The organism is Pseudomonas sp. CROZ-RG-20F-R04-15 (assembly GCF_022662375.1).
In the GTDB taxonomy this organism is placed as follows: domain Bacteria; phylum Pseudomonadota; class Gammaproteobacteria; order Pseudomonadales; family Pseudomonadaceae; genus Aquipseudomonas.
In genome coordinates this window covers 236,703-261,962 of sequence record NZ_JAKNQL010000008.1, presented here as the reverse complement: position 1 = coordinate 261,962, position 25,260 = coordinate 236,703, and the positions used below count along the sequence as shown (strand labels likewise).

Here is a 25,260-nt window from a genome sequence, read left to right as displayed (position 1 = left end):
GAGAGGGCTGGGGTGAGGGGGGAATCCAGCTGACACCCCACCACCTTCGAATCAAACGCGGAACTGATCCATCAAACCCTGCTGCTGATTCGCCAGGCTATTGAGCGACTGACTCACCCGCGCCGACTCATTCGCCTGCTCGGACAACGACTCCGTCACATCGCGAATCGTCGCCACGTTGTTATTGATCTCTTCAGCCACCGCACTTTGCTCTTCAGCGGCACTGGCAATCTGCAGGTTCATGTCGCTGATCACCGTCACCGCCTCGCCAATCTGGCGCAGCGCAGTCACCGCCTGGCCCACCTGTTCGACACTGCCCTGAGCCTGACGATGGCTGTTGCCCATCGAACCGACCACATCCTGGGTACCGCTCTGCAACTGCTCGATGACCTGACGGGTCTCTTCCACCGATTCCTGTGTGCGGCGGGCGAGGTTACGGACTTCATCGGCGACCACGGCAAAACCACGGCCAGCCTCACCGGCACGCGCCGCCTCAATCGCGGCATTGAGCGCCAGCAAGTTGGTCTGTTCAGCAATGGCGCGGATGGTTTCCAGCACCGCGCCGATCTTCTCGCTGTTGGCGGCCAGACCTTCAACTTGCACCATCGCTGCGCTCATGTCGGCGGCGAGGGTGTCGATGCTGGCGGTGGTGCGGTCGATCACGGTCAGGCCCTGGCGGGTCGCGCGATCAGCATCCTTGGCGGCTTCGGCAGCCTGCGCTGCGCTGCGAGCGACGTCTTGCGCGGTGGCGCTCATTTCGTGGGAGGCGGTGGCGACCTGATCGACCTGACGGTATTGCTGTTCCATGCCGGCGCTGGTCTGGGTGGCGATGGCCGAGGACTGGTCGGCAGTGTTGCGCGCATCCTGCACCGAGCGTTTCACTTCGGCGATGATCGGCTGCAACTTGTCGAGGAACTTGTTGAACCAGCCGGCCAACTGACCGAGTTCGTCCTTTTTGTCGTAGGCCAAGCGACGGGTCAGATCGCCTTCGCCGCTGGCGATGTCTTCGAGCATATGCGCCACGCCGAGGATCGGTTTGGTCACGCTGCGCGCCATCAGCCACACCAGCAGCAGGCCGATCAACGCGGCCAGCACGCCGAGGCCCAGCTCGATCAGCGTGCCCGAGTTGTTACTCGCGTCCAGCTGTTGCTTGAGCGCTTCGGCGCGGCTGACCAGGACTTTTTCCGGCACATCGAGCAGCACGCCCCACGACGGGCCGCCCGGAATTGGCTGGAACGGCGACAGCACTTTCAACTGGCCGTTGCTGTGCAGGCTGCTGACGCTGGTGCTGGAAGCGAGTTTGCTGAGCAACTCGGCGCCGCTGACCTTGTCCACGGCGTCCAGACGCTGGCTGAGTTTGCCGGCATCCGGGCTGTAACCGGCGAGCAGGCCGGCGGGGCTGATAATGCTCACGGCGGTCTGGCCGTCGTAGAGTTTTTTGCTCGCGCCCTGGCTGATCGCTTGCAGGCTGTTGAGGTTGATGTCGACCGACAGCGAAGCGATGACTTTGCCGTTGACCATCAACGGGAAAACGATGCTGGTCATCAGCACCTTCTGCCCGTCGATCACATAGAAGTACGGTTCGATCACGCATGGCTTGAGCGTGGCGCGCGGGCAGGTGAACCAGGCATTGGCCGCCTGACCGCTAGGGCCAGTGCTGGTGTCGGCCATGTCGCTTTCCGGCAGGGCCATCGAGGTGACTTTGCCCGGGGTCGGTTGCGACCAGTACAGGGCGAAACGGCCCTTGTCATTGCTGCCGAGTTCGGCCTGACCGGCGAACAGTTCATCCTTGCCGTCCAGCGCATTGGCTTCGAACACCAGCGACAGGCCGAGCAGATCCGGGTTGGCTTGCAGCGCCGATTTGACCTGACGGGTCATGTCTTCGCGCAGGTCGAAGGCATCGAGAAAACGCTTCTCGGCCTGCTCGCGCAGGAACAACACCTGCCGCGAAAAGCCATAGCCGTACTGATAGGCGTCCATGAACTGCTGGCGGATACCGGCGGCCTGCACTTCACCTTGCGATTCGATGCGCGCCTGCGCCGACTCAGTGAGCATTTCCATGCTCGAAGCTTTCACCAGTTCGGAACTGTGCTCCATGCGATACAGCGAAAGACCGACCAACAGGGTCACGATACCGGCCAGGCACAGGCCGGCGAGCAGGGTGATTTTCCATTGGATGGAAAGTTGTCTGAGCGACATGGAGACGTCCTTATTCGATAAATATCTGAGACTTTGCACTGTAACGGCCGCGTTTTGGCTTTCTTTATCCTTGAAACACAATATGGCGGATTGCCGCACCCGAAATCGCCCGCTCGCTTTGACACTGCGGCCACTCTGCGGCACAGTGCGCGCCCTTCTAATAAGACCCTCTTTGCAAATCCGCCGGTTAAGCCTTGGCGGACTCATTCTGTCTGGCGGTCGGTTTTCCACCGCAGTGTTTTTCGAGGAAGTGAAATGAATGCAGTCATAGCGGCAGTCGGCGTCATGCTGATCCTCAGCCTGTCCCGCGTGCACGTAGTGATCGCCTTGATCGTGGGCGCGCTGGTCGGCGGCCTCACCGGTGGCCTGGGCATCGATGCCACGCTCAAGGCCTTCAATAGTGGCTTGGGCGGTGGCGCGACGGTGGCGTTGTCCTACGCCTTGCTCGGCGCTTTCGCCGTGGCGATTGCCAAGTCGGGCCTCGCCCACGCCTTGGCCGACAAGGCGCTGGCGATGGTTGACCGTCAACATGCGACCGGCGGTGGCCGCGTCAAATGGCTGCTGATCGGCTTGCTGTGGGTCGTGGCGATCGCTTCGCAGAACATCCTGCCGATCCACATCGCCTTCATTCCACTGCTGGTGCCGCCGCTTTTATATGTACTGACCAAGCTGCAACTCGACCGCCGCCTGATCGCCTGCGTGATGACCTTCGGTCTGATCACGCCGTACATGTTTCTGCCGGTAGGCTTCGGTAACATTTTCCTCAATGAGATTTTGTTGGCGAATGTTGCGCGCAGCGGCGTCGACATCAGCGGCATCAATGTCACCCACGCCATGGGCATTCCCGCGATGGGCATGGTCTTCGGCCTGGCGATGGCGTTCATCACTTATCGCAAACGGCGTGTGTACGACCTGGCGAAGATCGAGCAGGTCGAGCAAGTGGCGGTGCAGTACAACCCGCTGAGCCTGATGATTGCCGGTGTGGCGATTGCCGCCGCGTTCATTGTGCAACTGCTGCTGGACTCGATGATTATCGGGGCGCTGGTCGGTTTTCTGATCTTTTCAGCGTCCGGCATCGTCAAGTGGCGCGAGACCGATGACCTCTTCACCGAGGGCATGAAGATGATGGCGATGATCGGCTTCATCATGATCGCCGCTTCCGGTTTTGCCGAAGTGATGAAGGCCACCGGCGAAGTGCAGACACTGGTCGAATCGTCAGCGTCGTGGATCAATCACAGCAAGGGTGTCGGCGCTCTGTTGATGTTGCTGGTCGGGTTGCTGGTGACCATGGGCATCGGTTCGTCGTTTTCCACCGTGCCGATTCTCGCGGCGATTTTTGTGCCGCTGTGCGTGCAACTGGGCTTCAGCCCGATCGCCATCGTGTGCATCGTCGGCACCGCCGGCGCGTTGGGCGACGCCGGTTCGCCGGCCTCGGATTCGACCCTCGGGCCGACCTCCGGCCTGAACATCGACGGCCAGCATCACCACATCTGGGACACCGTGGTGCCGACGTTCCTGCACTATAACTTGCCGCTGCTGGCGTTCGGCTGGGTGGCCGCGATGGTTCTCTGAACCCCGCCGGTGATCGTTCCCACGCTCTGCGTGGGAATGCCTCTTGTGACGCTCTGCGTCACGTTGTTGGACGCGGAGCGTCCGGGGCTGCATTCCCACGCAGAGCGTGGGAACGATCCTCATACCGAAGCTCAACTTTTGCTCTGGCGTGCCGTTAAAGCCTTTAACCACGCCAATAAAACCAAAAGAGTGAGCTCCCACAATGCGCCTGAGCCTCAAGGCTAAAGTCCTCTCCCTTGCCGTTCTCCCGGTGTTGCTCTTTGCGCTGGTCATCAGCCTGACCACGCTGGTCATCCTCCAGGAACAGGCGCACAAAGAGGTCGAACAGACCCGCGAGCGCCTGCTCGGCGACGCCAAAGCCACCCTGCAAAGTTATGTCGCCGTGGCCATGACCACGATCAAACCGCTGTACGACGCGGCCGCTGCCGGTGACGTTGATGCGCGGGCGCAGGCGATCAAGTTGCTTTCGGGGATTCGCTACGGCAAGGACGGTTATTTCTTCGGCTACGACTCCGAGACCGTGCGCCTGTTCAAGGCCAACGACCCCGAAGGCGTGGGCAAAAGCTTTAAAGACAACCGCGACCCGAACGGCGTTTACGTCAACCGTGGCCTGGTCAGTGTGGCGAAGGACGGCACGCATTATCTGCAATACAGCTCGCCGCTGCCGGGCAATGCGCAGGTGTTGGTGCCGAAACTCGGTTACACCGAGTACCTGGCGAAGTGGGACATGGCAGTCGGCACCTCGGTCAACCTCGACGGTATCGAAGCGCAAGTGGCGCTGGTCGAAGCGCAGGTGCAGGAGCGCATGCAAGGCGTGGTGCTGAGCATCGTTGGTGTGGCGGTAGTGGTGCTGTTGGTGATCGCAGCGGCGGGGATGCTCCTGGCCAATACCATTTTGCGTCCACTGACCCTGATGAAAGCCAACCTCGATGACATCGCGGCGGGTGAGGGCGACCTCACGCGTCGGCTGAACATCACCAGCCAGGATGAGCTCGGTGAACTGGCCGGTTCGTTCAACCGCTTCGTCGACAAGATCCACGGCCTGGTGCGGCAGATCACCGAAATGACCACGCAACTCACCGGGCTGGTGACGCAGGTGTCCGATCAGGCGCAGCGCTCGGATCAGGCGATGGAACGTCAGCGTCACGAGACCGATCAGGTCGCCACGGCGATCAACGAGATGTCCGCCGCCGCACAGGAAGTCGCCAAAAGCGCGCAGAACGCCGCCGTCGCCGCCCAGCAGACCGACGAAGAAGGCCAGAGTGCCAAGCGTGTGGTGGCGGGTAGCATCAAGCAGATTCATGCGCTGGTCGATGACATCCGCAGCAGCGGCGTATCGCTCGACAGCCTGCAGCAGGACGTGACCTCGATTGTGGGTGTGCTCGGGGTGATCCGTTCGATCGCCGAACAGACCAACCTGCTGGCGCTCAACGCCGCGATTGAAGCGGCACGGGCCGGTGAAGCCGGACGTGGTTTTGCCGTGGTCGCGGATGAGGTGCGGGCATTGGCCAGCCGTACGCAGATCAGCACCCAGGAAATTCAGGGCATGATCGATCGCTTGCAGGCGGGCACCCAGCAAGCGGTCGAGGCGATGCGCCGTTCCAGCGAGGCCGGTGACGGCACTTCGCAGCAGGCTAACCAGGCCGGGGCTTCGCTGGATGCGATGGCATCGTTGATTGCGACGATCAACTCGATGAACGCGCAGATTGCCAGTGCGGCGGAAGAGCAGACGGCGGTGGCCGAAGAGATCAACCGCAGCGTGCACCAGATTGCGGTGGCGGTGGATAACGTGGCCGATGAAACGCAGTTGGGCGCGCAGACGTCGCGCAGTCTGGCGGAGCTGGGGCAGCGCCTGGGCAAACTCGTGGGTCAGTTCCGGATCTGACCGCTTGAAAAGCCCCTCATCGGAACGCCGCCCGCCTAGCCCTCTCCCAGAGGGAGAGGGGACTGACCGAGGCGTCTTGCGTCATCCATCGACCTGAGAAATCGAGTCGATTTTGGATTCACAGCAGAGCTTTCAGGTCGGTGCATGCCTGTAATATCCCCCAATCAGTCCCCTCTCCCTCCGGGAGAGGGCTAGGGTGAGGGGCTCTTGATCTCCAGCTTTCAGGGACGATCCCAGTAAGGCACTTCACCAAAGCATTCGACAAAGAAATCAATCACCGTCCGCACCTTCACCGACAACCTCCGGCTCCCCGGCCACAACACCGCAATCTGCTGCGGTTCCAGGCTGTTCGACACCTGATATTCCCCCAGCACCGGCACCAGCGTGCCGTCACGCACCGCTTCACCAATCAGCCATGACGGAAACATCACCAGCCCCAAGCCTTGCTCGGCGGCCTGGGTGAGGGTGTCGGCGTGGTTGCCAGTGATCGGGCCTTTCACCGAGTACGGCGTCCAGTCCTCGTTCTCGCGGCGGAAAAACCAGCGCTGCTGGCCGGTCGCGCCTTTGTAGGCCAGGCACTGATGTTGCGCGAGATCTTCAGGTTTCTGCGGGGAGCCATGACGCTCGAGATAAGCGGGGCTCGCCGCCACCTGAAAACGATGCGGCGCCAGAATCCGTGCCTGCATGCTCGAGTCGTGCAACGGGCCGATGCGGAACAGCAGATCGGCGCCTTCCTGCAACGGATCGACATAGTGATCGGTCTGCTGGATATCCAGTTGCAGCTTCGGATAACGCGCACACAAATTGCCCAGCCACGGCGTCAGATGCCGCTGGCCGAACACCACCGGGGCGTTGATCCGCACCAGGCCCGTGGGTTCACTTTGCTGTTCCTGCAGCGCCTGTTCGGCTTCCTCCAGTTGCACCAGCACCAGTCGCGCATGATGGCCGAGCATGCGCCCGGCTTCGGTGGGCGTGACGGCGCGGGTGTGGCGGTAGAGCAATTGCTGATTCAGCGCCTGTTCCATCAACTGGATCTGCCGGGAAATCGAGGAGGGCGCCACGCCTTCGCGGCGGGCCACTTCGGAGAAGCTGCCGTGATCGAGCACGGCCACAAACAGCCTGAGTGCCTTGAATCCGAGTTCGTTGAGCCCTTGCATGATGTGTCCTGCTGTGCGAATTGCGCAAAAGTGTTGTCCGGATGCTCCCATTTATCGCACAGCTTCGCCAGCCGATAATCCGCGCCATCGTTTACTTGAGTGGAATGTTGTTTATGCAGACGTTGGATGAGGTCGCAGTCGCGGCGCCGGTGAAGAAGTCGGGGTTGCGCCTGTTGTTGCTGCCGCTGGTGATTCTGGCGGGCATGGGTTTGTCGGTGGAGGCGGGGTTGCTCGGGCCGTTGGGTGTGCAGGTCGGGCATCTGTGGGCAACTTTGAGCATCTTCGGGGTCGGCTCGGCGATTCTGTTTTTGCTGTTGTTGTTTGCCGGGCCACAGAAGGGGCCAGCGCTGACTGATCTGCCGCGCTGGCAGTTGATTGGCGGATTTCTGGGGCCGATGTATGTGGTGGTGTTGACGTTGGCAACGCCGCACATCGGCATCGCCATGACGATGATTGCGATTCTGTCCGGGCAGGTCGGCAAGAGTGTGTTGATTGACCATTTCGGCTGGTTCGGGGCGACGCGCAAGAAGGTCAATGCCGAGCGCTGGCTGGCGTTGGGGTTGATTGTGGTAGCACTTGTCTTGATTGCGCGGGGGTGAATGATGAGTCTGATTATTTTGTTGGCGGTAGTGGTCTTGGCCGGTGCGGTGTTGAGTGTGCAGGCGGCGATCAATGGGCGTCTGGGCGAGTCGGTTGGGGTGTTGCGCAGTAGTTTGTTGACGTTTGTTGTGGGCGCCGTGACGACGGGGTTGTTGATTTTGTTTTTTGAGCCGGCGCAGGCGGTGAGTCTTTTGCAGGTGCCGAAGTGGCAGTTGACCGGGGCGCTGTTTGGCGTGGTGTACATGATGGTGATGGTCGGGGCGGTGCCGGTGGTGGGGACGGCTGTGGCGACGGTGGCGGTGATTGTCGGGCAGTTGGGGATGGGGATGTTGATTGATAATTTTGGCTGGTTGGGGAATCCGGCGATTGAGCTGTCTGGTTCGCGGATTTTGGCGATGGTGTGTTTGGGGGTGGCTTTGGTGTTTATGTATCGCAGTAGTTCGCGTGGCGCTGAGTGAGTTGAGTGCATATCCGTTGCTGCGGGTGTTGCTGATTAGGGTTCCGCCCTTACGGCGGGTCACTTTTTCCAGACGCCGAAAAAGTAACCAAAAAGGCTTGCTCCTGCGTGCGGCCCGCTCGCTGGGGCTCGGGGTTCCTTCGCTGCGGGATCGATCCGGGCGCAGCGCCTACGGTTTGCTTCGCTGCACCTCCTCTCGCTGTGTTTGGCTGCGCCAAACGGTCGCTACGCTCCCACGCCCGGATCAATCCCTCCACTCAGCCTTCCGACGTCGCCCGTGGATCAAGATCAAGAGCAGGCGAGCTGACACTCGGCCTATTGAGTGGTGAAGAGCGGGGCGTGGTCGGTTTTGGATTTGTGGTGGATTCTCCCCTCACCCCAGCCCTCTCCCGAGGGAGAGGGGGCCGATGGTGGGCCTCTCAAAATTTGCGTTCAACTCGGTATTTCAAGTCGCCGTATCTCTCGCAATCACCTCGGTCAGTCCCCTCTCCCTCCGGGAGAGGGCTAGGGTGAGGGGCTCTTGATCTGGCTTGTGATCTTGCTTTGGCTTTTGCTTTGGCTTTTGATCTTTTGCCCCATCGGCAGGCCGAGCGAAGGTGTTCATCCGGGGGTAGGCGCGTAGCGCCGTGCGGCGCAGCCGCACACATCGAGAGGAGGTGCAGCGAAGCAAACCGTAGGCGATGCCCCCGGATGGACACCGTAGCGAGGGAACACTGAGCCTAGGCGAAGTGCCGTACGCCAGGGGCAAAGCCTTTTGGTTCCTTTTTGGCGTTTGAAAAAGGGACTCGCTGTAAGAGCGAAACCGCCAGCGGCAACACCCGCAGCAACGGATATGCCCCCAAACCCCAAACCCCAAACCCCAATCCCAAACAAAATCAAAAGATCGCAGCCTGCGGCAGCTCCTACACTAGGTATCACGGCTTACCCTTCAAGCCCCAGACCACCACCACCCAAGGAGTCTGTCCCATGCCTGATAAAACCTGTGACTGCCCTAAATGCAATTGCAAGCTCGGCGAGCATCCGGTCGTGCGTCATGGCAAGCATTTTTGCTGCGAGGCTTGCGCTCATCATCATGAGAATGGTGCGGAATGTTCAACCAAGGGCTGTAAATGCGCCCACAAATAACGATCGACGCATAAAAAAGTGGAGCCTAATCAGGCTCCACTTCAAGTTTCAAACTCTCATCATCCAGCCGCTCGGCATGCCGCACCGTGCCTTGCAGCCGTCGCCCTTCAACCCGGACCACCACGGTTTTCGCCTGGTCGAGGTCTTCCGGTAGCGGCGCCGGCACTCTCAGGGCAAAACGAAACGGATCATCCTCGACCGCCTCCAGCCCAACACGGCAATCCACGCTTTTGGTAATACGCCCGAACAGCGTATCGAGGCCGTAGTCCAGATGCGCCGGGCTGATGATGTTGTTCATGGTGCATTCCCCCGAATGTTGCCGATCGCTGGGCAGAGCTTAGCGGGTGGTTCGCCAGACCACGTTTTCGACGCCGAATTTTTCCGCCATCGGTTTGCTGGTTTTCTGTACTTTTTCACGGCCAAAGCGCGGGATGCGACCGACGCCGGCGTCGCAACTTGCCCAGTGCCACGCCTCGGCGTTGTCCATCTTGTCCGAGCGGATAATGAACGACTTGGGCGTGCCGTGAAGGGTGTATTCGATGACGTAGAGTTTTGCGTTGTTCATAAAGCCCGTATTCCTCCCTGTGGTAATAGAGGGATCGCGGCGCTGCGCGAAAATTCACTCGGATTGTCCGACGGTATCTATCGTTGGCGACGCCGTGGCGCACTGGTTACCATGGCGTTCCCGCCAACCCCAATGAATGCTCGCCATGGCCCTTGCCGCGCCCCCCGATCTCAGTGACACCGATGTGCCCGTGCAACGCGTGGCGCGGACGTATCCGCGTGGGTTGTTTATCGAGCCGCACGAACATGTCTGGGGGCAGTTGCTGTATGCGATGAGCGGGGTGATGTGGGTCGAGACACCCCACGAAGCGCTAGTGGTGCCGCCGCAGCGGGCGGTGTGGTTGCCGCCAGGCGTGCCTCACGGGATTCGGGTGGTCTCGGATCTGCAGATGCGCAATATCTACCTGCGCCCGGCATTGGCGGCCACTCTGGATCAGACGGTGCAGGTCATCGAGGTTGGCGGTTTGCTGCGTGAGTTGATCGTCGGGCTGGTGGAGCAGGGCGATAGCGGCAATCCAGAGTATTACGAAGCGCTGGTCGGCTTGGCCTTGCTGGAGCTGAAACGCGCCAGGCGTTCGCAGTTGAAGATCCCGATGCCGGATGATTCCGACCGGCGCTTGATGAATCTGTGTCAGGCAGTGATGGCGGCTCCGTCGCTGGAGATTACTTTCGAACAGCATGCGGAAAATGCCGGCGCCAGCGTGCGCACGCTGGCGCGGTTGTTCAAGGACAGCCTCGGCATGGGCTTCGCCGAGTGGCGGCGGCAGGTGCAACTGGCGACGGCGGTGGCGGCGTTGATTCAGGGTGTGGCGGTGAGTGTCATTGCCCGGGAGCTCGGCTACTCGCCCAGCAGTTTCAGCGATATGTTCCGCCGCGAATTGGGTGTCGCCCCCTCACAGTTTACAGTCGAACAGGATTAATCAAACCAGCGCAGATCCAATGTGGGAGCGAGCCTGCTCGCGAAGGCGGTGGATCAGCAGACTTATCCTTCACTGGCGCACCGCTTTCGCGAGCAGGCTCGCTCCCACAGGGATTTGTGGCAACTGCGGCAGGTTTGTCCGAAATTCAGAAGTCCTTGGCCGATACCGTCCCCGCCGACTCCCTAGACTCTGCCCATTCCCTTCAAACGGCGGAGTTCCTCCCCATGAACTACCTGATCTCGCTGGCCATCGGTCTGGGCGTCGGCCTGTTGTACGGCGCGCTGGATTTCCGCTCTCCGGCGCCACCGGCCATCGCGCTGGTCGGTTTGCTCGGCATGCTGGCCGGTGAGCAGCTGTGGCCGATGGGCCGGCAACTGGTCGCCGGTTGGCTGTCCTGAGTTTCCTTTTCTCCTTCGGTGGATGTCCCCATGAAAGCACTGCAATTCGATAAAACCGGCGACCTGTCTTCCCTGCGCTACGTCGAGGTGCCGACCCCGGCACCCGGCGCTGACGAAGTGCTGGTGCAGATCAAGGCTGCCGGACTGAACCCCAGCGATGTGAAAAACGTCCTCGGCCGCTTCCCCTACACCACGTTGCCACGGATTCCCGGTCGCGATTTCGCTGGTGTCGTCGTGGAAGGGCCGCAGGCGTTGATCGGTCAGGAAGTCTGGGGCACCGGCCGTGAGCTGGGCTTTTTCGCCGATGGCACCCACGCCGCGTTCGTCAAACTGCCGGTCAATGGCGTGGCGCACAAACCGTCGCACCTGAGTTTCACCCAGGCCGCCAGCCTCGGCGTGCCGTACACCACGGCGTGGGATGCGCTGGAACGCAGTCTGGTAACGGCTGAAACCCGTTTGTTGGTGATCGGCGGTGGGGCGGTGGCGACCGCAGCATTGGCGCTGGCGAAAGTGCGTGGCGCGCAGTTGCTGGCAGCCGCGCGACGCCCGGAGCAGGTGGCGGAGTTGCAAGCGCAGGGTTATCAGACGATTCAGCTGGATAGGCCGGAAGACCTCGGCGCGCAGGTCAACGCGGTATATCGCGGCGGCGCCGATGTGATCTTCGACACCACCGGTTTCTGGCTGCCAGCGTCGGTGGCGGCACTGGCCACGTTCGGACGGATCGCGATCATCGCCGCGCCGGTCGATGGGCATGTGCAGTTGCCGGCACTGGCGCTGTATCGCAAGGGCGGATCGGTGGTCGGGATCAATTCGTTGCTGTATGGCGTAGAAGCGTGCGCGGCGATGCTGGAGCAGTTCGGGCGGTTCTTTGATGAAGGGCTGCTGCCTTTGCCGCAAGGGTTGGTCGAAGCGCCGCTGGCCGAGGGCCTTGCGCGCTACGCCGACGTCAATCAGGGCAGTGGCGATAAGATCATCCTCATCCCCTGACATCCCCCAAAAAAACCTGTGGGAGCGAGCCTGCTCGCGAAAGCGGTCTGTCAGCCAATATCTTGATCGACTGACACAACCTCTTCGCGAGCAGGCTCCCACATTTTTACTGTGTTTAGCTCAGGATTGCGGCACGCCGTTCTCCCACGCCGACCAGTTTTTCAGAATGTCCTGCACCAGCGGATTACCCGCGCGATAGAGGTTTTCCAGCGCCGGCACAAACCCACCCTGATCGGCGTACTTGAGCAAGTTGTCCACTTCACTGCCACCCGGTTCCGGGCGATCAAAGTCGGAGCCAGCGCGCACCACGGCCAGACGTTGCACGTCGACCAGACCCTCGCGACCGGCACGCAGCAGCGCCTCATAAGTCGAGTTGTCTTCCTGCTGCGTCGTGCAGTATTCGCCCTTGTTGTCGGTCAGCAGTTGGGTCCAGACCTCGGCCCGTTCGCTCAGGCGCGTGCCGGAAAACCAGGTGTTGCCGGCCAGTGTGTCGCAGCGCGTCACCACCGGTGGTTGATTGGCCGGAGCTGACGGATATTTCAGGCGCCACGCGGCCGATTCCTTGCTTTCGCTCAGCTCGACTTTATGACTCAGGGCGAACGCCTTGGCTTGCAACGCCGGGTTGAGTTCGAACACTTCAGTCTTGTAATCCAGCGGCGGTTTTTCGTTCGGGCTTTTGGTGTTGATGCCCAGATACCCGGTCGGCCAGCTCGATGGCACATCGCGCGAATCGATCTCCCATTGCGTGCCGAATTCCACCAGATAATGCGCCCATGCGGCGGTGCCGATGGTCCCGTGTTTCGGACTGATGCCAGCGATACCCGCGATCAAGAAGTAGCTTTTGCGCAGGTCGAATTTCGGCGACAAGGCCAGCGCCAATGTCGACGCGGCTGCGTTGGTCTGGCCCATGCCGGTGGTCAACAGACATACCTGCTGCGCGTTGCAGCGGATGCTCGGGTACTCGGCGGACAGGCCCGGCACGCGGATTTCCTGTTTCAACTCCAGGCGATCGATCCAGTGTTGTGCCTCGGGGGCGAACATGGTGATCAGCACGACTTTCGGTTGGATCGGTGCCTCGGCGGCCCACGCGGTGGAGGAGAGCAGGGCCGCGCTGGCCAAGGTCAAACGCATCATTGCTTGCATGAAAAACTCCTTGATTCAGAACTGATAACCGACGCCGGCGTAGTAACCCCAGCCGTTGGAACGCGCGCGGAAATTGCCGTCGCCAAAATTCAGCTCGCTGCCGTCCTCCCAGTTACCGCCGTTGTGGAAATAACGTCCCACCAACGTGAAGCGCAAATGGGTGAACGAGTAGAGCAACACGTTGGTCGCCACCGTCGCGTTGGCGGTGCGCGCCGGGTTGTCCTTGTGCATGTCCGAGCCGAAATCGAAGTTGGTGAAGCCGATGTAAGTCAGTGAGGCGCCGTTGCTGAATTTGTCGATCGGCACGATGTACTTGAGTTGTGCGCGGTAGCCGTCCCACGAATATTCATTGCTCGCACCGTAGTTTTCCCACTGGTAGCGACCATAGAGGTTGGCCGACAGGTTGACCCGCGAGTGCGTATCGATGTCGGTGCCGAAACCACTGTAGAGGGTGTTGGCGCGGTTCTCTTTGCGGCTGCCGTGGTCGTAGATCCAGTCGAACGCGACGTACCATTCCTTGAACGGACCAATGGCCAGGCTGCGGCCGGCGAGGTAGTCGATGGAGATGCGCGGTTCGTGTTCCATGAACACTGGCGAGCCGTGATCCCACACACCTTTGTCGTGGCTGTTGCCGATGTTGAAGATCTTCGGAATGTCGACATAACCGTACAGTTCGAACGGACCTTTGCGGCCGAAGTACTCGTATTCCAGATAGATATCGTCGGCCGGTTGCGGGCCGAAGCTGATGTCCTTGCTGCCGATCAGCATCAGATCCTGGTTGTACCAGTCCGACAGGTACGCACCTTTTTTTGGCGGGCTGGCTTCGGGGCTGAGGGCTTCGCCCTGGGCAGATTCTTCGGCGGGCGCTGGTTGCGCGAGAACGCTTTGGCTGAGAAGTCCGGTAACGCCGGTCAGTAGCAGGGAAACAGCGAGCGTGCGCGCAAAAGGTGCGCGAAAAGGCGAGGCGGCGTGCATTCAAAGTCCTTTTTTTGCGGATCGAGGCCCGTGTTCCGTGGGCTTGTACGGTTTTGTTACGAAAACGTTGGTATCGACGTTACGCAAACGTTTGCACAAGGCGTACCAAAACCTTCAATGGGCTGAAAAATCTGTCCTTTTTCAGTATTTCCTGATGGATCGGTCAGGCGCGGGTTTGCAGACCCTACAGTTCCCTGTGGGAGCGAGCTTGCTCGCGAAGGCGGGGTATCAGAAAAATATCCGCAAGCTGACACAACGCATTCGCGAGCAAGCTCGCTCCCACAGGTGTTGTATCCACCTCAAGACCAGTTCTGGCGGGCTGAAACACTGATTCCAGACCCCTCTAGTATTAAAGTATTAACACCATTTAATCCGTGCCCCATCGCGGGGCGTCTACTAGCTTTGTCCCCAATCAACGGTTTTGTGATGACCGTCGCAGTCTTGATTCGCGTGTGGAATAAGCACGGCTCTGCGCGCCCTCAAGGAAGAAATTGGCCACGACAAGGAGTAGCCCGTGGAAGCAAGGTTTGGTGTCGCCCTCGTTTCGCGTTTTTCCCCACTGTCCCTTGCTGTGCACCTGAGCGTCGCCGGGCTGTTGTTCGGCGGCGTCAGCGCACCTGCGCTGGCCACGTGCTCCACGGCCGGTTCAATCGTGACGTGTACGGGGGTGCCACCGCTGCCACTGGTTCCCAACGACTTCGCCAGTGCCTCTAATAATCTGACGGTCAACGTCAACAGCGGCGCGCAGATGAACGCGACCCTTGGCGGGCATGTCATGGACCTGACGGGAGTCGACATCACCCTGAACAACTCCGGCATCATGGATCCGGCAGTCCTCGGTCTGGTGTCGGTTTTGAGTGGCGGGGCATTCATCGGCAGCGGCGCGACCAGCACGGTCAGCGTGCTCAACAACGCTGGCGCAATCATGCGGGGCACCGGGATGTTACTGGGGCTGAACCTGACGAGCATCGACGGCCTGGCCCTTTCGGTTAACAACGCGGCAACCGGCACCACCACCATCACCAACAACGGCACCATCACCTCGACCGGTTTGTCGGTCGGTGGCATCACCCTCGCCGATACCCCGGTGATCGGCGTCTACGGCGGCTCGCAGGTCAACATGACCAACAGTAACACCGGCGTCATCAACGGCCGGATCGCCTTCGAAACCTCGGCGGCAGGCAACACCTTCACCAACGCCGGTGCGATTACCGGCGGTGTGTCGATGGGCGCGGCGAGCACCAATACCTTCATCGCAGTGACCGGTTCTTCGGTGCAGGTCGGTGACGGCGTGCAGATCAGCGTCGGCCTCGGCGGTCTGATCAATATCAACCTGACGTTCGCCCCGACCGGTACGGTCGATGGCGGCGCGGGCGGCACCAACAGCCTGATCCTGCAAAACCCGGCCGGCGTCGGTATCACCGGCACTGGCACGGCATCGAGCGCCACTTACGTCAACTTCAGCAACCTGACCCTCAACAGCGGCACCTGGACCTTGCAGGGGCCACTGGTCAGTGGCGCGACCACGCTCAACGGCGGTATCGCGAATTTCAACAACAACGCCACCTTCGGCAGCGGTGTGCTCACTTCCAACGGCGGGACTCTGCAGGCTAGCAATGCCGGGTTGAACATCAGCAATCTGATCTCCCTCGGCGCCGGTGGCGTAACCGTGCAAGGCAGCAACGCGACCACCCTGAGTGGGGTGATTTCCGGCAGCGGCGGTTTCACCAAGGCCGGTACCGGACAACTTAACCTCAGCGCCGCCAATACCTATCTGGGCAACACCACGCTCAATGGCGGCACGGTGCAGTTGGGCAACAGTCAGGCGTTCAGCACCGGCACGCTCAATGTGACCGGCGCGACAACGCTGAGCGCACCGGGCACGATCAGCCTGGCCAACGCCATCAGCCTCGGCGGCACCTTGACCGCCGGAGGCACTGGCGCGCTGACCCTCGGTGGTTTGATCAGCGGCAGCAGTGGCTTGACCAAAACCGGCAGCGGCAGCCTGACTGTCAGCGGCGTCAACACGGGGTTCACCGGCACCACCACCCTCAGCGCCGGCAGCCTGCTGGTGACCAACAACAACTCGCTGGGCAGCGGTGCGCTGAACACTGCCGCCGGCACCAGTCTGGACAGCACCACCAACGTCACGCTGGCCAATAACATCGGCATGACCGGCGCGCTCAACGTGCTCGGCAGCAACGCGCTGACCCTCGGCGGCGTGTTGAGCGGAACCGGCGGCATCACCAAGTCCGGCAGTGCCAGCCTGACGTTGACCGGCAACAACACTAACAGCGGCAACACGCTGCTCAATGCCGGCAGCCTGTTCGTTGGCAGCAACACCGCGCTGGGGACTGGCGCACTGAATGCGGCGGCGGGTACCACGCTGGATGCGACTGCCGCAGTGACATTGGCCAACGCCGTTGCGCTGGCGGGCGGGGTGACGATCGGCGGCACTCAGGCATTGAGCCTGAGTGGCGTTGTCAGCGGCGTCGGCAGTTTGATCAAGAATGGCACGGCGGATCTGACCCTCAGCGGCAACAACACTTTCTCCGGCGGCACTGCGCTCAATGCCGGTACGCTGATTGTCGGTTCCAATACGGCGCTGGGTACCGGTGCCCTGGCCACAGCGGCAGGCACCAAACTCGACGCCAGCACCACGGCCGCGTTGACCAATGCGGTGACCCTTGGCGGTGATCTGGAAGTGCGTGGCAGCGCTGACCTGACCCTCGGTGGTGTGATCAGCGGCAGTGGCGGGTTGACCAAGCGCGGTTTTGCCAACCTGAGTCTCAACGGTGCCAACACTTATCTCGGCGGTACCACGCTGGCCGCCGGCACGCTCACTGTGGGCAACGCGGCCGCGTTGGGCAGCGGTGCATTGAACGTCATCGATGTCTCAACGCTGGACAGCAACACCGCTGTCAACCTGAGCAACAACATCAACCTCAACAGCAGTACCCTGAGCCTCGGCGGCAGCAGCGGTCTGACCCTCTCCGGTGTCATCAACGGCGCCGGCCAACTGATCAAGAACGGCGCCGCCAACCTGACCCTCGATGGGGTAAACACGTTCGCTGGCGGGACCACGTTGAACGCCGGCAGCTTGACTGTCGGTAACGCCGCGGCACTGGGCACTGGCGCACTGACTGTCGCCGGAGCCAGTACCCTCAACAGCAGTTCGGCGGTGACGCTGAACAACAACGTGATTCTCAACGCCAACCTCACCGCTGGCGGCGCCAACGCGCTGACTCTTGGCGGGGTGATCAGTGGCGCCAACGGCTTGATCAAGACCGGCGCGTCGAGCCTGACCCTCAACGGCAACAACACCTACACCGGCACCACGGCGCTGAATGCCGGTTCACTGATTGTCGGCTCCAGCACTGCCCTCGGTACCGGCACACTGAACGCCTCGAACGGCACCACGCTGGATGCCAGCACCGCGGCAGCGCTGGCCAATAACGTCAACCTCGGCGGCACTCTGACTGTGGGCGGCAGCAATGCGCTGACCCTTGACGGCGTGGTCGCCGGTATCGGTGGCCTGGTCAAAAACGGCGCTGCCGATCTGACCCTCAACGGCGCCAACACTTATTTTGGCAACACCGTGTTGAACACCGGCAAACTGATTGTCGGCAGTAACAATGCGTTGGGTTCCGGTACGTTGAACGCGGCGGCCAACACCACGCTGGACGCCAACACGGCCGTCAGCCTGAACAATGCCGTGGCACTCGCCGGTGCCTTGAACATCGGCGGCACGGCGAATGTGACCCTGACCGGGCTGGTCAGCGGCGCCGGCAGTCTGGTGAAAAACGGCGCGGCCAATCTGATTCTCAACGCGGCCAACAACTACCTCGGCGGCACCACGCTGAACGCCGGCACTCTGACCGTCGGCAACAGTTCGGCGCTGGGTTCCGGCGCATTGACCGTTGCCGGTGCGGCGACACTCGACAGCAACTCGCCGCTGGTCAGCCTCAACAACGCCGTCGCCCTGAATGCGGCGCTGGCGGTGGGCGGCACGCAGAACCTGACCCTCGGCGGCGTCACCAGTGGCACTGGCCAACTGATCAAGAACGGCGCGGCGAACCTGACCCTTAACGGCAACAACACGTTCAGCGGCGGCACCACGCTCAACGCCGGCACGCTGACTCTGGGCAATGCCAACGGCTTGGGCAGCGGCGCACTGATCGTTGGTGGCGCGGCAACGCTGGATAACAGCGCCGCGTTCGGCATCGGCAACGCGATCACTCTGAACGCCGGGTTGACCGTCGCTGGCAACAACGATTTGAGTTTGAACGGCATCATCGACGGTGCCGGCAGCCTGACCAAAAACGGCCTGTCGGATCTGACCCTCGCCGGCAACAACACTTTTACCGGCGCACTGAACATCGTCTCCGGCAGCGTCACCACGCTCAACAGCAATGCGCTGGGCAACACCTCCGGGGTCAATATCAGCGCCGGCGCCGGGCTGAATCTGGGCAGCGACGCCAGCCTCGGCGCGCTGACCGGCAGCGGCAGTGTGCAACTGACCGGCAGCAACACCCTGACCGTCGGCAGCGGCAACGTCACCAGTACGTTTGATGGCGATCTCAGTGGCAGCGGCGGCCTGGTCAAAGTCGGCACCGGTATCTTGAACCTCACCGGGATCAGCGGCATCACCGGCAATACCGCGATCAATGGCGGCACCATCGACCTCAGCGGTTCGCTGGCCAGTGCACAGGTCAACGTCAACACCGGTGGCACTCTCACCGGCACTGGTTCGGCGCTTGGTAGCGTCAATGTCAACAGCGGCGGCCATCTGGCGTTGTCGTCGGGCAACCAATTGTCCGCCGGTGCGCTGACCCTCGGTGCGGGCAGCAATGTCGATGTGGCGTTGGGCACACCGTCGACCACTTCACTGATGAACGTCGGCGGCAACCTCACCCTCGACGGCAATCTCAACGTCACCGATGCCGGCGGTTTTGGCGTCGGCGTGTATCGCCTGTTCAACTACACCGGCGCCCTGACCAATCTCGGTCTCGACGTCGCCAGCGTGCCGGTCGGCTACGGCCTCGGCGATCTGCTGGTGCAAACCGGCGTGGCCAATCAGATCAACATTCAAGTCTCCGCGCCGAACAGCAACATCCGTTACTGGGACGGCAGCCAGACCATTGCCAACGGCGTGGTCGACGGTGGCAGCGGCACGTGGAATGCGGTCGGCACCAACTGGACCGACGCCAACGGTCTGGTCAATCAACCATGGGCCGGCGACTTCGCGGTGTTTCAGGGCACCGCCGGCACCGTGACGGTGAACGGCACGCAGGCGTTCACCGGCATGCAATTCCTCACCGATGGCTACAACGTGGTCAACGGTGCGGCGGGGCAACTGACGGCGGTAAACGGCACTGGCGGCACTACTTCGTTGCGCGTTGATCCGGGCGTGACAGCGACCATCAATGCCAATATCGATGGCAGCGGCATCCTCAATAAACTCGACGCCGGCACCCTGGTGCTCGGCGGTGCCAACACTTATACCGGCGGCACGCAACTGGACGGCGGCAAAATCATCGTCGGCAGCAATACTGCGCTCGGCACCGGTACGTTGACGGCGAATGCCGGTACGCAACTGGACAGCAACGCAGCGGTGACACTGGCCAACGCGGCGACGCTGAACGGTAACCTGACCATCGTCGGCAGCAATGCACTGACCCTCAACGGCGTGATTAGCGGCACCGGTGGCCTGATCAAAACCGGCACGGCGAACCTGACCCTCGGCGGCAACAACGCCTTCCTCGGGCCGGTGGCGCTGAACGCCGGCGGACTGATTCTGGCGTCGAACTCGGCGCTGGGTTCCGGCACGTTGAACGCGGCGGGCGGCACCACGCTGGATGCGAGCACTGCGGTTTCGCTGAACAACGCGGTCAACCTGGCCGGCAATCTCGGCATCGGTGGCACGGCGGATCTGACGCTTGCTGGCACTGTGAATGGCGCTGGCAGCCTGAGCAAAAACGGCGCGTCGAACCTGACCCTCAGCGGCAACAACAACTTCCTCGGCGGCACCACCCTGAACGCCGGCACCCTGACCGCCGGCAGCAATTCGGCGTTGGGCCTGGGCAACCTGACCGTGGCTGGTGCCTCGGCGCTGGACAGCAACAGTGCGCTGAGCCTGGGCAACAACGTCGTGCTCAACGCCAATCTGAGCAACACCGGCAGCAACAATCTGACCCTCGCTGGTGTGGTCAGCGGCGCGGGTGGCTTGATCAAGAACGGCGCGTCGAACCTGACACTCAACGGCATCAATACCTTCACCGGCGGTACCACGCTGAATGCCGGCACGCTGACCCTTGGTACGGGCGCGTCGCTGGGCAGCGGCGCGCTGACCGTGGCCGGCGCTTCCACCCTCGACAATTCCTCGCCACTGGTGCTGGCCAACAACCTCAACGTCAATGCCAATCTGGCTTTGGCCGGTAACAACAACCTGACCCTTGGCGGTGTGATTGCCGGCGCCGGTACGCTGAGCAAAAACGGTCTGGCCGACGTGACATTGAGCGGCAGCAACACTTTCAGCGGCACGCTCGATGTGCTCGCCGGCAGCCTGACCACGCTCAGTGGCGCGGCGCTGGGCAACAACGCCACGGTCAATCTCGCGGGTGGCGCGGCGCTCAATCTCGGTGCTTCCGGCAGCCTTGCCAGCCTCACGGGCAGCGGCACTGCGCTGGTCGGCACTGGCAATACGTTGAGCCTCGGCGGCAACAATGTCAGTAGCACGTTTGCCGGCACTCTCAGTGGCGACGGCGGCCTGAGCAAACTCGGCACGGGCACCCTGACCCTCAGCGGTATCAGCGACCTTACCGGCGATACCAACGTCAACGCCGGCACCCTGCAGGTCAACGGTTCGCTGGCCAGCGGTAATGTGCTGGTCAACAGCGGCGGCACCCTCGGTGGCAGCGGCACCTTGACCGGTGCCGTGACAGTCGCCGATGGCGGTCATCTGGCGGGCGTCACCGGCAGTACGCTGAGCGTCAGTTCACTGGTGTTCAACGGCAATTCCAACTTCGACGTCGGCCTCGGCACACCGGTGTCCGGCGGCGGCAATGCGCTGGTCAATGTCGGCGGCAACCTGACCCTCGATGGCACCCTCAACGTCAGTGACATCGGCGGTTTCGGCAGCGGCGTCTATCGCCTGATCAACTACACCGGCGGCCTGACCGACAACGGCATGTTGATCGGCACCGTGCCGGGCAGCGTGACGCCGGGCGATCTGACCCTGCAAACCGCGCTGGCCAATCAGATCAACCTGCTGGTGACTGCACCGGGCGTCACCGTGCAGTTCTGGGACGGCAATCAACTGGTGGCCAACGGTTCGGTCGAGGGCGGCAGCGGCACCTGGGGCACCGGCACCACCAACTGGACCGACGTCAACGGCACCACCAACCAGGCCTGGACCAACAACTTTGCAGTGTTCCTGGGCGCGGCCGGCACGGTCACCGTCAACGGCGCACAAACCATCACTGGCATGCAGTTCGTCACTGATGGCTACAGCCTGGTGAACGGCACGGCGGGTTCGCTGAACCTGGTCAACGGTTCGCTGGGCAATGCCACGGTGCGGGTTGACCCGAATGCCACGGCAACCATCGGTGTCGCGCTCAATGGCAGCGGCACGCTGGGCAAATACGACACGGGTACGCTGGTGCTCAACGCAGCCAATGGCTACACCGGCGGCACGGCGCTCAATGGCGGCAAGATTGTCGTTGGCAACAACGCGGCGCTCGGCACTGGTGTGTTGACCGCTGCTGACGGCACGGCGCTGGACAGCAACGCGGCCGTCAGTCTGAGCAACGACGTGGTCGTCAACGGTGCATTGACTGTTGCCGGCTCCAACGCTTTGACCCTCGACGGCGTGGTCAGCGGCAGCGGCAGCCTGATCAAGGCCGGCGCCTCAAGCCTGACGCTCAACGGCAGCAACACTTACAGCGGCGGCACTCAGCTCGCCGGCGGCACGCTGGTTCTTGGCAACAACAGCGCGATCAGCAGCGCTGCGCTTAACGTGACCGGTGACAGCACGCTCGACAGCATTGCGGCGCTGCAACTGGCCAACGCCGTCAACCTTGGCGCGCAACTGACCCTGGCCGGGAATCAGAACACCACGCTGATTGGTGCTGTGACCGGCGCCGGCAGTCTGCTGAAAAACGGTAGCGGCGATCTCGCCCTCAGCGGTGCCAACACCTACAGTGGTGGCACCACGCTGAACGGCGGCACGACGCGCGGTGATACCAGCAGCCTGCAAGGTGCGATCGTCAACAACGCGACGCTGACCTTCGAACAGAACGCCGATGGCAGCTACACCGGCAATCTCACTGGCGCCGGTACGCTGAACAAAACCGGCAGCGGCGAATTGCTGCTGACTGGCAACAACAGCTTCACCGGCAACACCTCGGTGCAGGCGGGCAACCTGATCGTCAACGGTGTGCTCAACAGCGCCAATGTCAACGTCGCCAGCGGTGCGGGCATCGGCGGTGGCGGTCAGCTCGGGGGCGCTGTGCAACTGGCCGACGGTGCGACGCTGGCCGGTGGCGGCACCGCGACGCCGCTGTCGGTCGGTTCGCTGGCGCTGTCCTCGGGGACCAATCTGGACTTCAGTCTCGGCTCGGCGGCCAGTTCGACCACGGTGGTCAATGTCGCCGGCAGCCTGACCCTCGACGGTACGCTGAACATCAGCAATGCCGGCGGCTTCGGCACCGGGGTTTATCAACTGTTCAGCTACGGCGGCAGCCTGACCGACAACGGTCTGGTGTATGGCAGCCTGCCGGTGTCGGCGGCCAATCTGACCCTGCAAACCGCGATTGCCAATCAGATCAACCTGCTGGTGCAAGGCACGCCGGGTGAGGTGCAGTTCTGGAACGGTGGCACCACCAACCCGGACGGCAGCATCGGTGGCGGCAGCGGCGTGTGGGGGCCGGGCACCAACTGGACCGACCCGAGCGGTACTCAGGCCCTGGCTTCAAACGGTCAGTTCGCGGTGTTCGGTGGTCAGGCGGGTACGGTGACCGTGCAGGGCAATCAGAACTTCACCGGCCTGCAGTTCCTCTCCGGCGGCTACAGCCTGGTTCCGGGGGCTGGCGGTACGCTGACCCCGGTCAACGGCGCGGATGGCAGCCTCGCGCCAGTGCGGGTCAATGCCGGTGGGAGTGCGGAAATTTCCACGCCACTGGTGGGCACGGGCGGAATCGAGAAGCTTGATTCCGGCACGCTGGTTTTGAGCGGCGCCAACACCTACAGCGGTGGCACCACTGTCAGCGGCGGTACGCTGGTCGGTACCACCACCAGCCTGCAAGGCAATATCCTCAACAACGCTTCCCTGGTATTCCTGCAGAACTTCAATGGTCAGTTCAACGGATCGCTGCGCGGACTGGGCGCGATGCTCAAGCGCGGCACCGGCACCTTGCTGTTGACCGGTGATCAGCCGTTCAGCGGCACCGTGTCGGTCGACCAAGGCGTGCTGCAAGTCGGCAGCCGGTCGGCGCGGGCCTCGTTGGGCGGGCAAGTCACCGTGGCCAACGGTGCCGGCCTGAGTGGTAATGGCAGTGTCGGTTCGGTAGTCAACCATGGCGTTGTCGCCTCGGGTTCCGAAGCGGGCACCTTGAGCGTGGCCGGTAACCTGACCAACGCCTCCGACGGTGTGCTGGCGCTGACGGTCAGTTCGCCCACCGCAACGCCATTGGCCGTCGGCGGCACGGCCACGCTGGGCGGCGGCCTGCAAGTGAACTCGCTGGCACCGTTCACCGGCAACACCACGTATTCGCTGATCACGGCGGGCGGCGGTGTCATCGGCACCTTCAGCGCTGCAGACCTGCCGCAATACGCGTTCCTCAACAGCGCACTGGTGTATGACACCAACGCCGTGAACCTGGTGGTCAGTCGCAACGGCAACTCCTTTGCCGATGTCGCCGCCACCGGCAACCAGTTCAGGACCGCCACTGCGCTGTCGAACAACGGCCCGGCCGGTGCGGCGTTGCAGAACGAGATCGTCAACCTCAGTGTCGCCGGTGCGCGCAACGCCTTCGACAGTCTGTCGGGTGAGATCCACGCCAGCACGGCCAGTGCGATCCTTGAGGATTCGCGCTACGTGCGTGACGCGGTCAACGATCGCATGCGCCAACCGTCATGCAGCGCAGCGGATGATCCACGCCGCGCCCTGGCGCCAAGTGATAACCAATTGAGCAGCAACGGTTGCCACGGCGAAATGGTCGGCTGGGCGCGGGCACTCGGTGCCTGGGGCGAGTCGGATGGCGACAGCAACGCGGCGAAACTCGACCGTAACCTCAGCGGTTTCATGCTCGGCACCGACAAGCAACTCGATGACCAGTGGCGCGTGGGCATGGCTGCCGGTTACACCCGCAGCGACCTCGATGCGCATGATCGTCGCTCGGATGCCACCGTTGAAAGCTACCACCTGGCGGCGTACCTCAACTCGCAGTTCGATGCCCTGGCGGTGCGCCTCGGCGCGGCTTACAGCTGGCACGACATCGAAACCAAACGCAACGTCAGCGTCGGCAGCTACAACGATCGTCTGAAGGCCAATTACGATGCGCGCAGCGCGCAGGTGTTCGGTGAAGTCGGTTACACCATTGAAGCCGGCGGCATTGCCCTTGAGCCGTTCGCAGGGCTCGCCTACGTCAACTACGACACCGACAAAGCCAAGGAGAAAGGCGGAGTAGGGCGCCTAGAGGCCGATGCCGATCAGGACATCACCTTCTCGACCCTCGGCGTGCGCGCCGGCAAAGTCATTACCCTGGCCAACGGCGGGCAATTCACCCCGCGCGCGGCCATCGGCTGGCGCCATGCCTTCGGCGACACCAAGCCTGATGCCGACTTGACCTTCATCGACGGCGGCGCCTCGTTCAGCACCCAAGGCGTACCGATCGCCAAGGACAGCGCGATTGTTGAAGCGGGTGTCGACTTCCAGATCAGCCCGACCGGCAAGCTCGGGGTTGGCTACTCGGGGCAACTGTCGAACGACAGCAACGACCATGCGATGACCATCAGCTTCAGCCTGGGCTTCTGATTTAGGGTCGAAGCACTTTTAGCCGCCCGCAAGGGCGGTTTTTTTTGTCGTCGATTCAGTGTTGGTTACACCTTGATACTTATGTTGGGTTGGCTGCTCTATTGCCTTCGCGAGCAGGCTCGCTCCCACAGGGGATTGCGGTGCAAATGTGGGAGCGAGCCTGCTCGCGAAGGGGCCGGACAGTCTTGCCGAGAAACTGCTGCGCCGTGCTCTGCTAGAATCGCCCCCATCAACAGCCTGAGA

The 25,260-nt window shown here is 62.1% G+C and carries 15 protein-coding genes; 9 read left to right on the top strand and 6 right to left on the bottom strand.

From position 1 onward, the window contains the following. Window positions 1–51 precede the first annotated feature (51 nt). Window positions 52–2,199 carry a methyl-accepting chemotaxis protein gene (locus L8H52_RS14745; RefSeq protein ID WP_242207496.1) on the bottom strand — a complete coding sequence of 716 codons (2,148 nt, stop codon included), beginning with the start codon at window positions 2,197–2,199 and terminating at the stop codon, window positions 52–54. 255 nt (window positions 2,200–2,454) lie between these two features. On the opposite strand from L8H52_RS14745, the gene L8H52_RS14740 reads away from it, so the two are divergent. Beyond that, on the top strand, window positions 2,455–3,771 hold the full coding sequence (locus tag L8H52_RS14740; RefSeq protein WP_242207497.1) for a Na+/H+ antiporter NhaC family protein: 1,317 nt from the start codon (window positions 2,455–2,457) through the stop codon (window positions 3,769–3,771). Between the two features lie 202 nt (window positions 3,772–3,973). Beyond that, entirely contained in the window at window positions 3,974–5,656 is a 1,683-nt protein-coding gene (locus L8H52_RS14735; protein WP_242207498.1) for a methyl-accepting chemotaxis protein, read from the top strand. 221 nt (window positions 5,657–5,877) lie between these two features. On the opposite strand, the gene L8H52_RS14730 is transcribed toward L8H52_RS14735, so the two are convergent. Continuing rightward, window positions 5,878–6,813 carry a LysR family transcriptional regulator gene (locus tag L8H52_RS14730; RefSeq protein WP_242207499.1) on the bottom strand — a complete coding sequence of 312 codons (936 nt, stop codon included), beginning with the start codon at window positions 6,811–6,813 and terminating at the stop codon, window positions 5,878–5,880. 107 nt (window positions 6,814–6,920) lie between these two features. Here L8H52_RS14730 and L8H52_RS14725 point away from each other — a divergent pair, with 107 nt between their 5' ends. The 3 genes from L8H52_RS14725 (at window position 6,921) to L8H52_RS14715 (ending at window position 8,995) form a co-directional block, all read left to right on the top strand. Next, a complete protein-coding gene (locus L8H52_RS14725) occupies window positions 6,921–7,412 on the top strand; it encodes a DMT family transporter (RefSeq protein WP_242207653.1) in 492 nt (163 codons plus the stop codon). 3 nt (window positions 7,413–7,415) lie between these two features. Beyond that, complete coding sequence (locus L8H52_RS14720; protein WP_242207500.1) at window positions 7,416–7,871, top strand: DMT family transporter; 456 nt, start codon at window positions 7,416–7,418, stop codon at window positions 7,869–7,871. Between the two features lie 965 nt (window positions 7,872–8,836). Then, a complete protein-coding gene (locus L8H52_RS14715; protein WP_242207501.1) occupies window positions 8,837–8,995 on the top strand; it encodes a metallothionein in 159 nt (52 codons plus the stop codon). Window positions 8,996–9,020: 25 nt separating this feature from the next. Here the strand turns inward: L8H52_RS14715 and L8H52_RS14710 are convergent, their stop codons facing one another. Further along, window positions 9,021–9,293 carry a hypothetical protein gene (locus L8H52_RS14710; protein ID WP_242207502.1) on the bottom strand — a complete coding sequence of 91 codons (273 nt, stop codon included), beginning with the start codon at window positions 9,291–9,293 and terminating at the stop codon, window positions 9,021–9,023. 39 nt (window positions 9,294–9,332) lie between these two features. Continuing rightward, window positions 9,333–9,560: a DUF6555 family protein gene (locus L8H52_RS14705; RefSeq protein WP_242207503.1), complete on the bottom strand. Its 228-nt coding sequence runs from the start codon at window positions 9,558–9,560 to the stop codon at window positions 9,333–9,335. Between the two features lie 136 nt (window positions 9,561–9,696). On the opposite strand from L8H52_RS14705, the gene L8H52_RS14700 reads away from it, so the two are divergent. From L8H52_RS14700 to L8H52_RS14690, 3 genes are all read left to right on the top strand, one after another. After that, window positions 9,697–10,479, top strand: coding sequence for a helix-turn-helix transcriptional regulator (locus L8H52_RS14700; protein WP_242207504.1), 783 nt, complete (start codon window positions 9,697–9,699; stop codon window positions 10,477–10,479). A 224-nt stretch (window positions 10,480–10,703) separates the two neighbouring features. Further along, window positions 10,704–10,877 carry a DUF1427 family protein gene (locus tag L8H52_RS14695; protein WP_007969534.1) on the top strand — a complete coding sequence of 58 codons (174 nt, stop codon included), beginning with the start codon at window positions 10,704–10,706 and terminating at the stop codon, window positions 10,875–10,877. Window positions 10,878–10,907: 30 nt separating this feature from the next. Beyond that, entirely contained in the window at window positions 10,908–11,864 is a 957-nt protein-coding gene (locus tag L8H52_RS14690) for a zinc-binding alcohol dehydrogenase family protein (protein WP_242207505.1), read from the top strand. Window positions 11,865–11,984: 120 nt separating this feature from the next. Here L8H52_RS14690 and L8H52_RS14685 read toward each other — a convergent pair whose 3' ends face one another. Beyond that, window positions 11,985–13,007: a purine nucleoside permease gene (locus tag L8H52_RS14685; RefSeq protein WP_242207506.1), complete on the bottom strand. Its 1,023-nt coding sequence runs from the start codon at window positions 13,005–13,007 to the stop codon at window positions 11,985–11,987. A 15-nt stretch (window positions 13,008–13,022) separates the two neighbouring features. Next, window positions 13,023–13,982: a nucleoside-specific channel-forming protein Tsx gene (locus tag L8H52_RS14680; RefSeq protein ID WP_242207507.1), complete on the bottom strand. Its 960-nt coding sequence runs from the start codon at window positions 13,980–13,982 to the stop codon at window positions 13,023–13,025. A gap of 514 nt (window positions 13,983–14,496) precedes the next feature. Between L8H52_RS14680 and L8H52_RS14675 the strand changes: the two genes are divergently transcribed. Continuing rightward, window positions 14,497–25,017: an autotransporter-associated beta strand repeat-containing protein gene (locus L8H52_RS14675; protein ID WP_242207508.1), complete on the top strand. Its 10,521-nt coding sequence runs from the start codon at window positions 14,497–14,499 to the stop codon at window positions 25,015–25,017. Window positions 25,018–25,260: the final 243 nt, after the last annotated feature.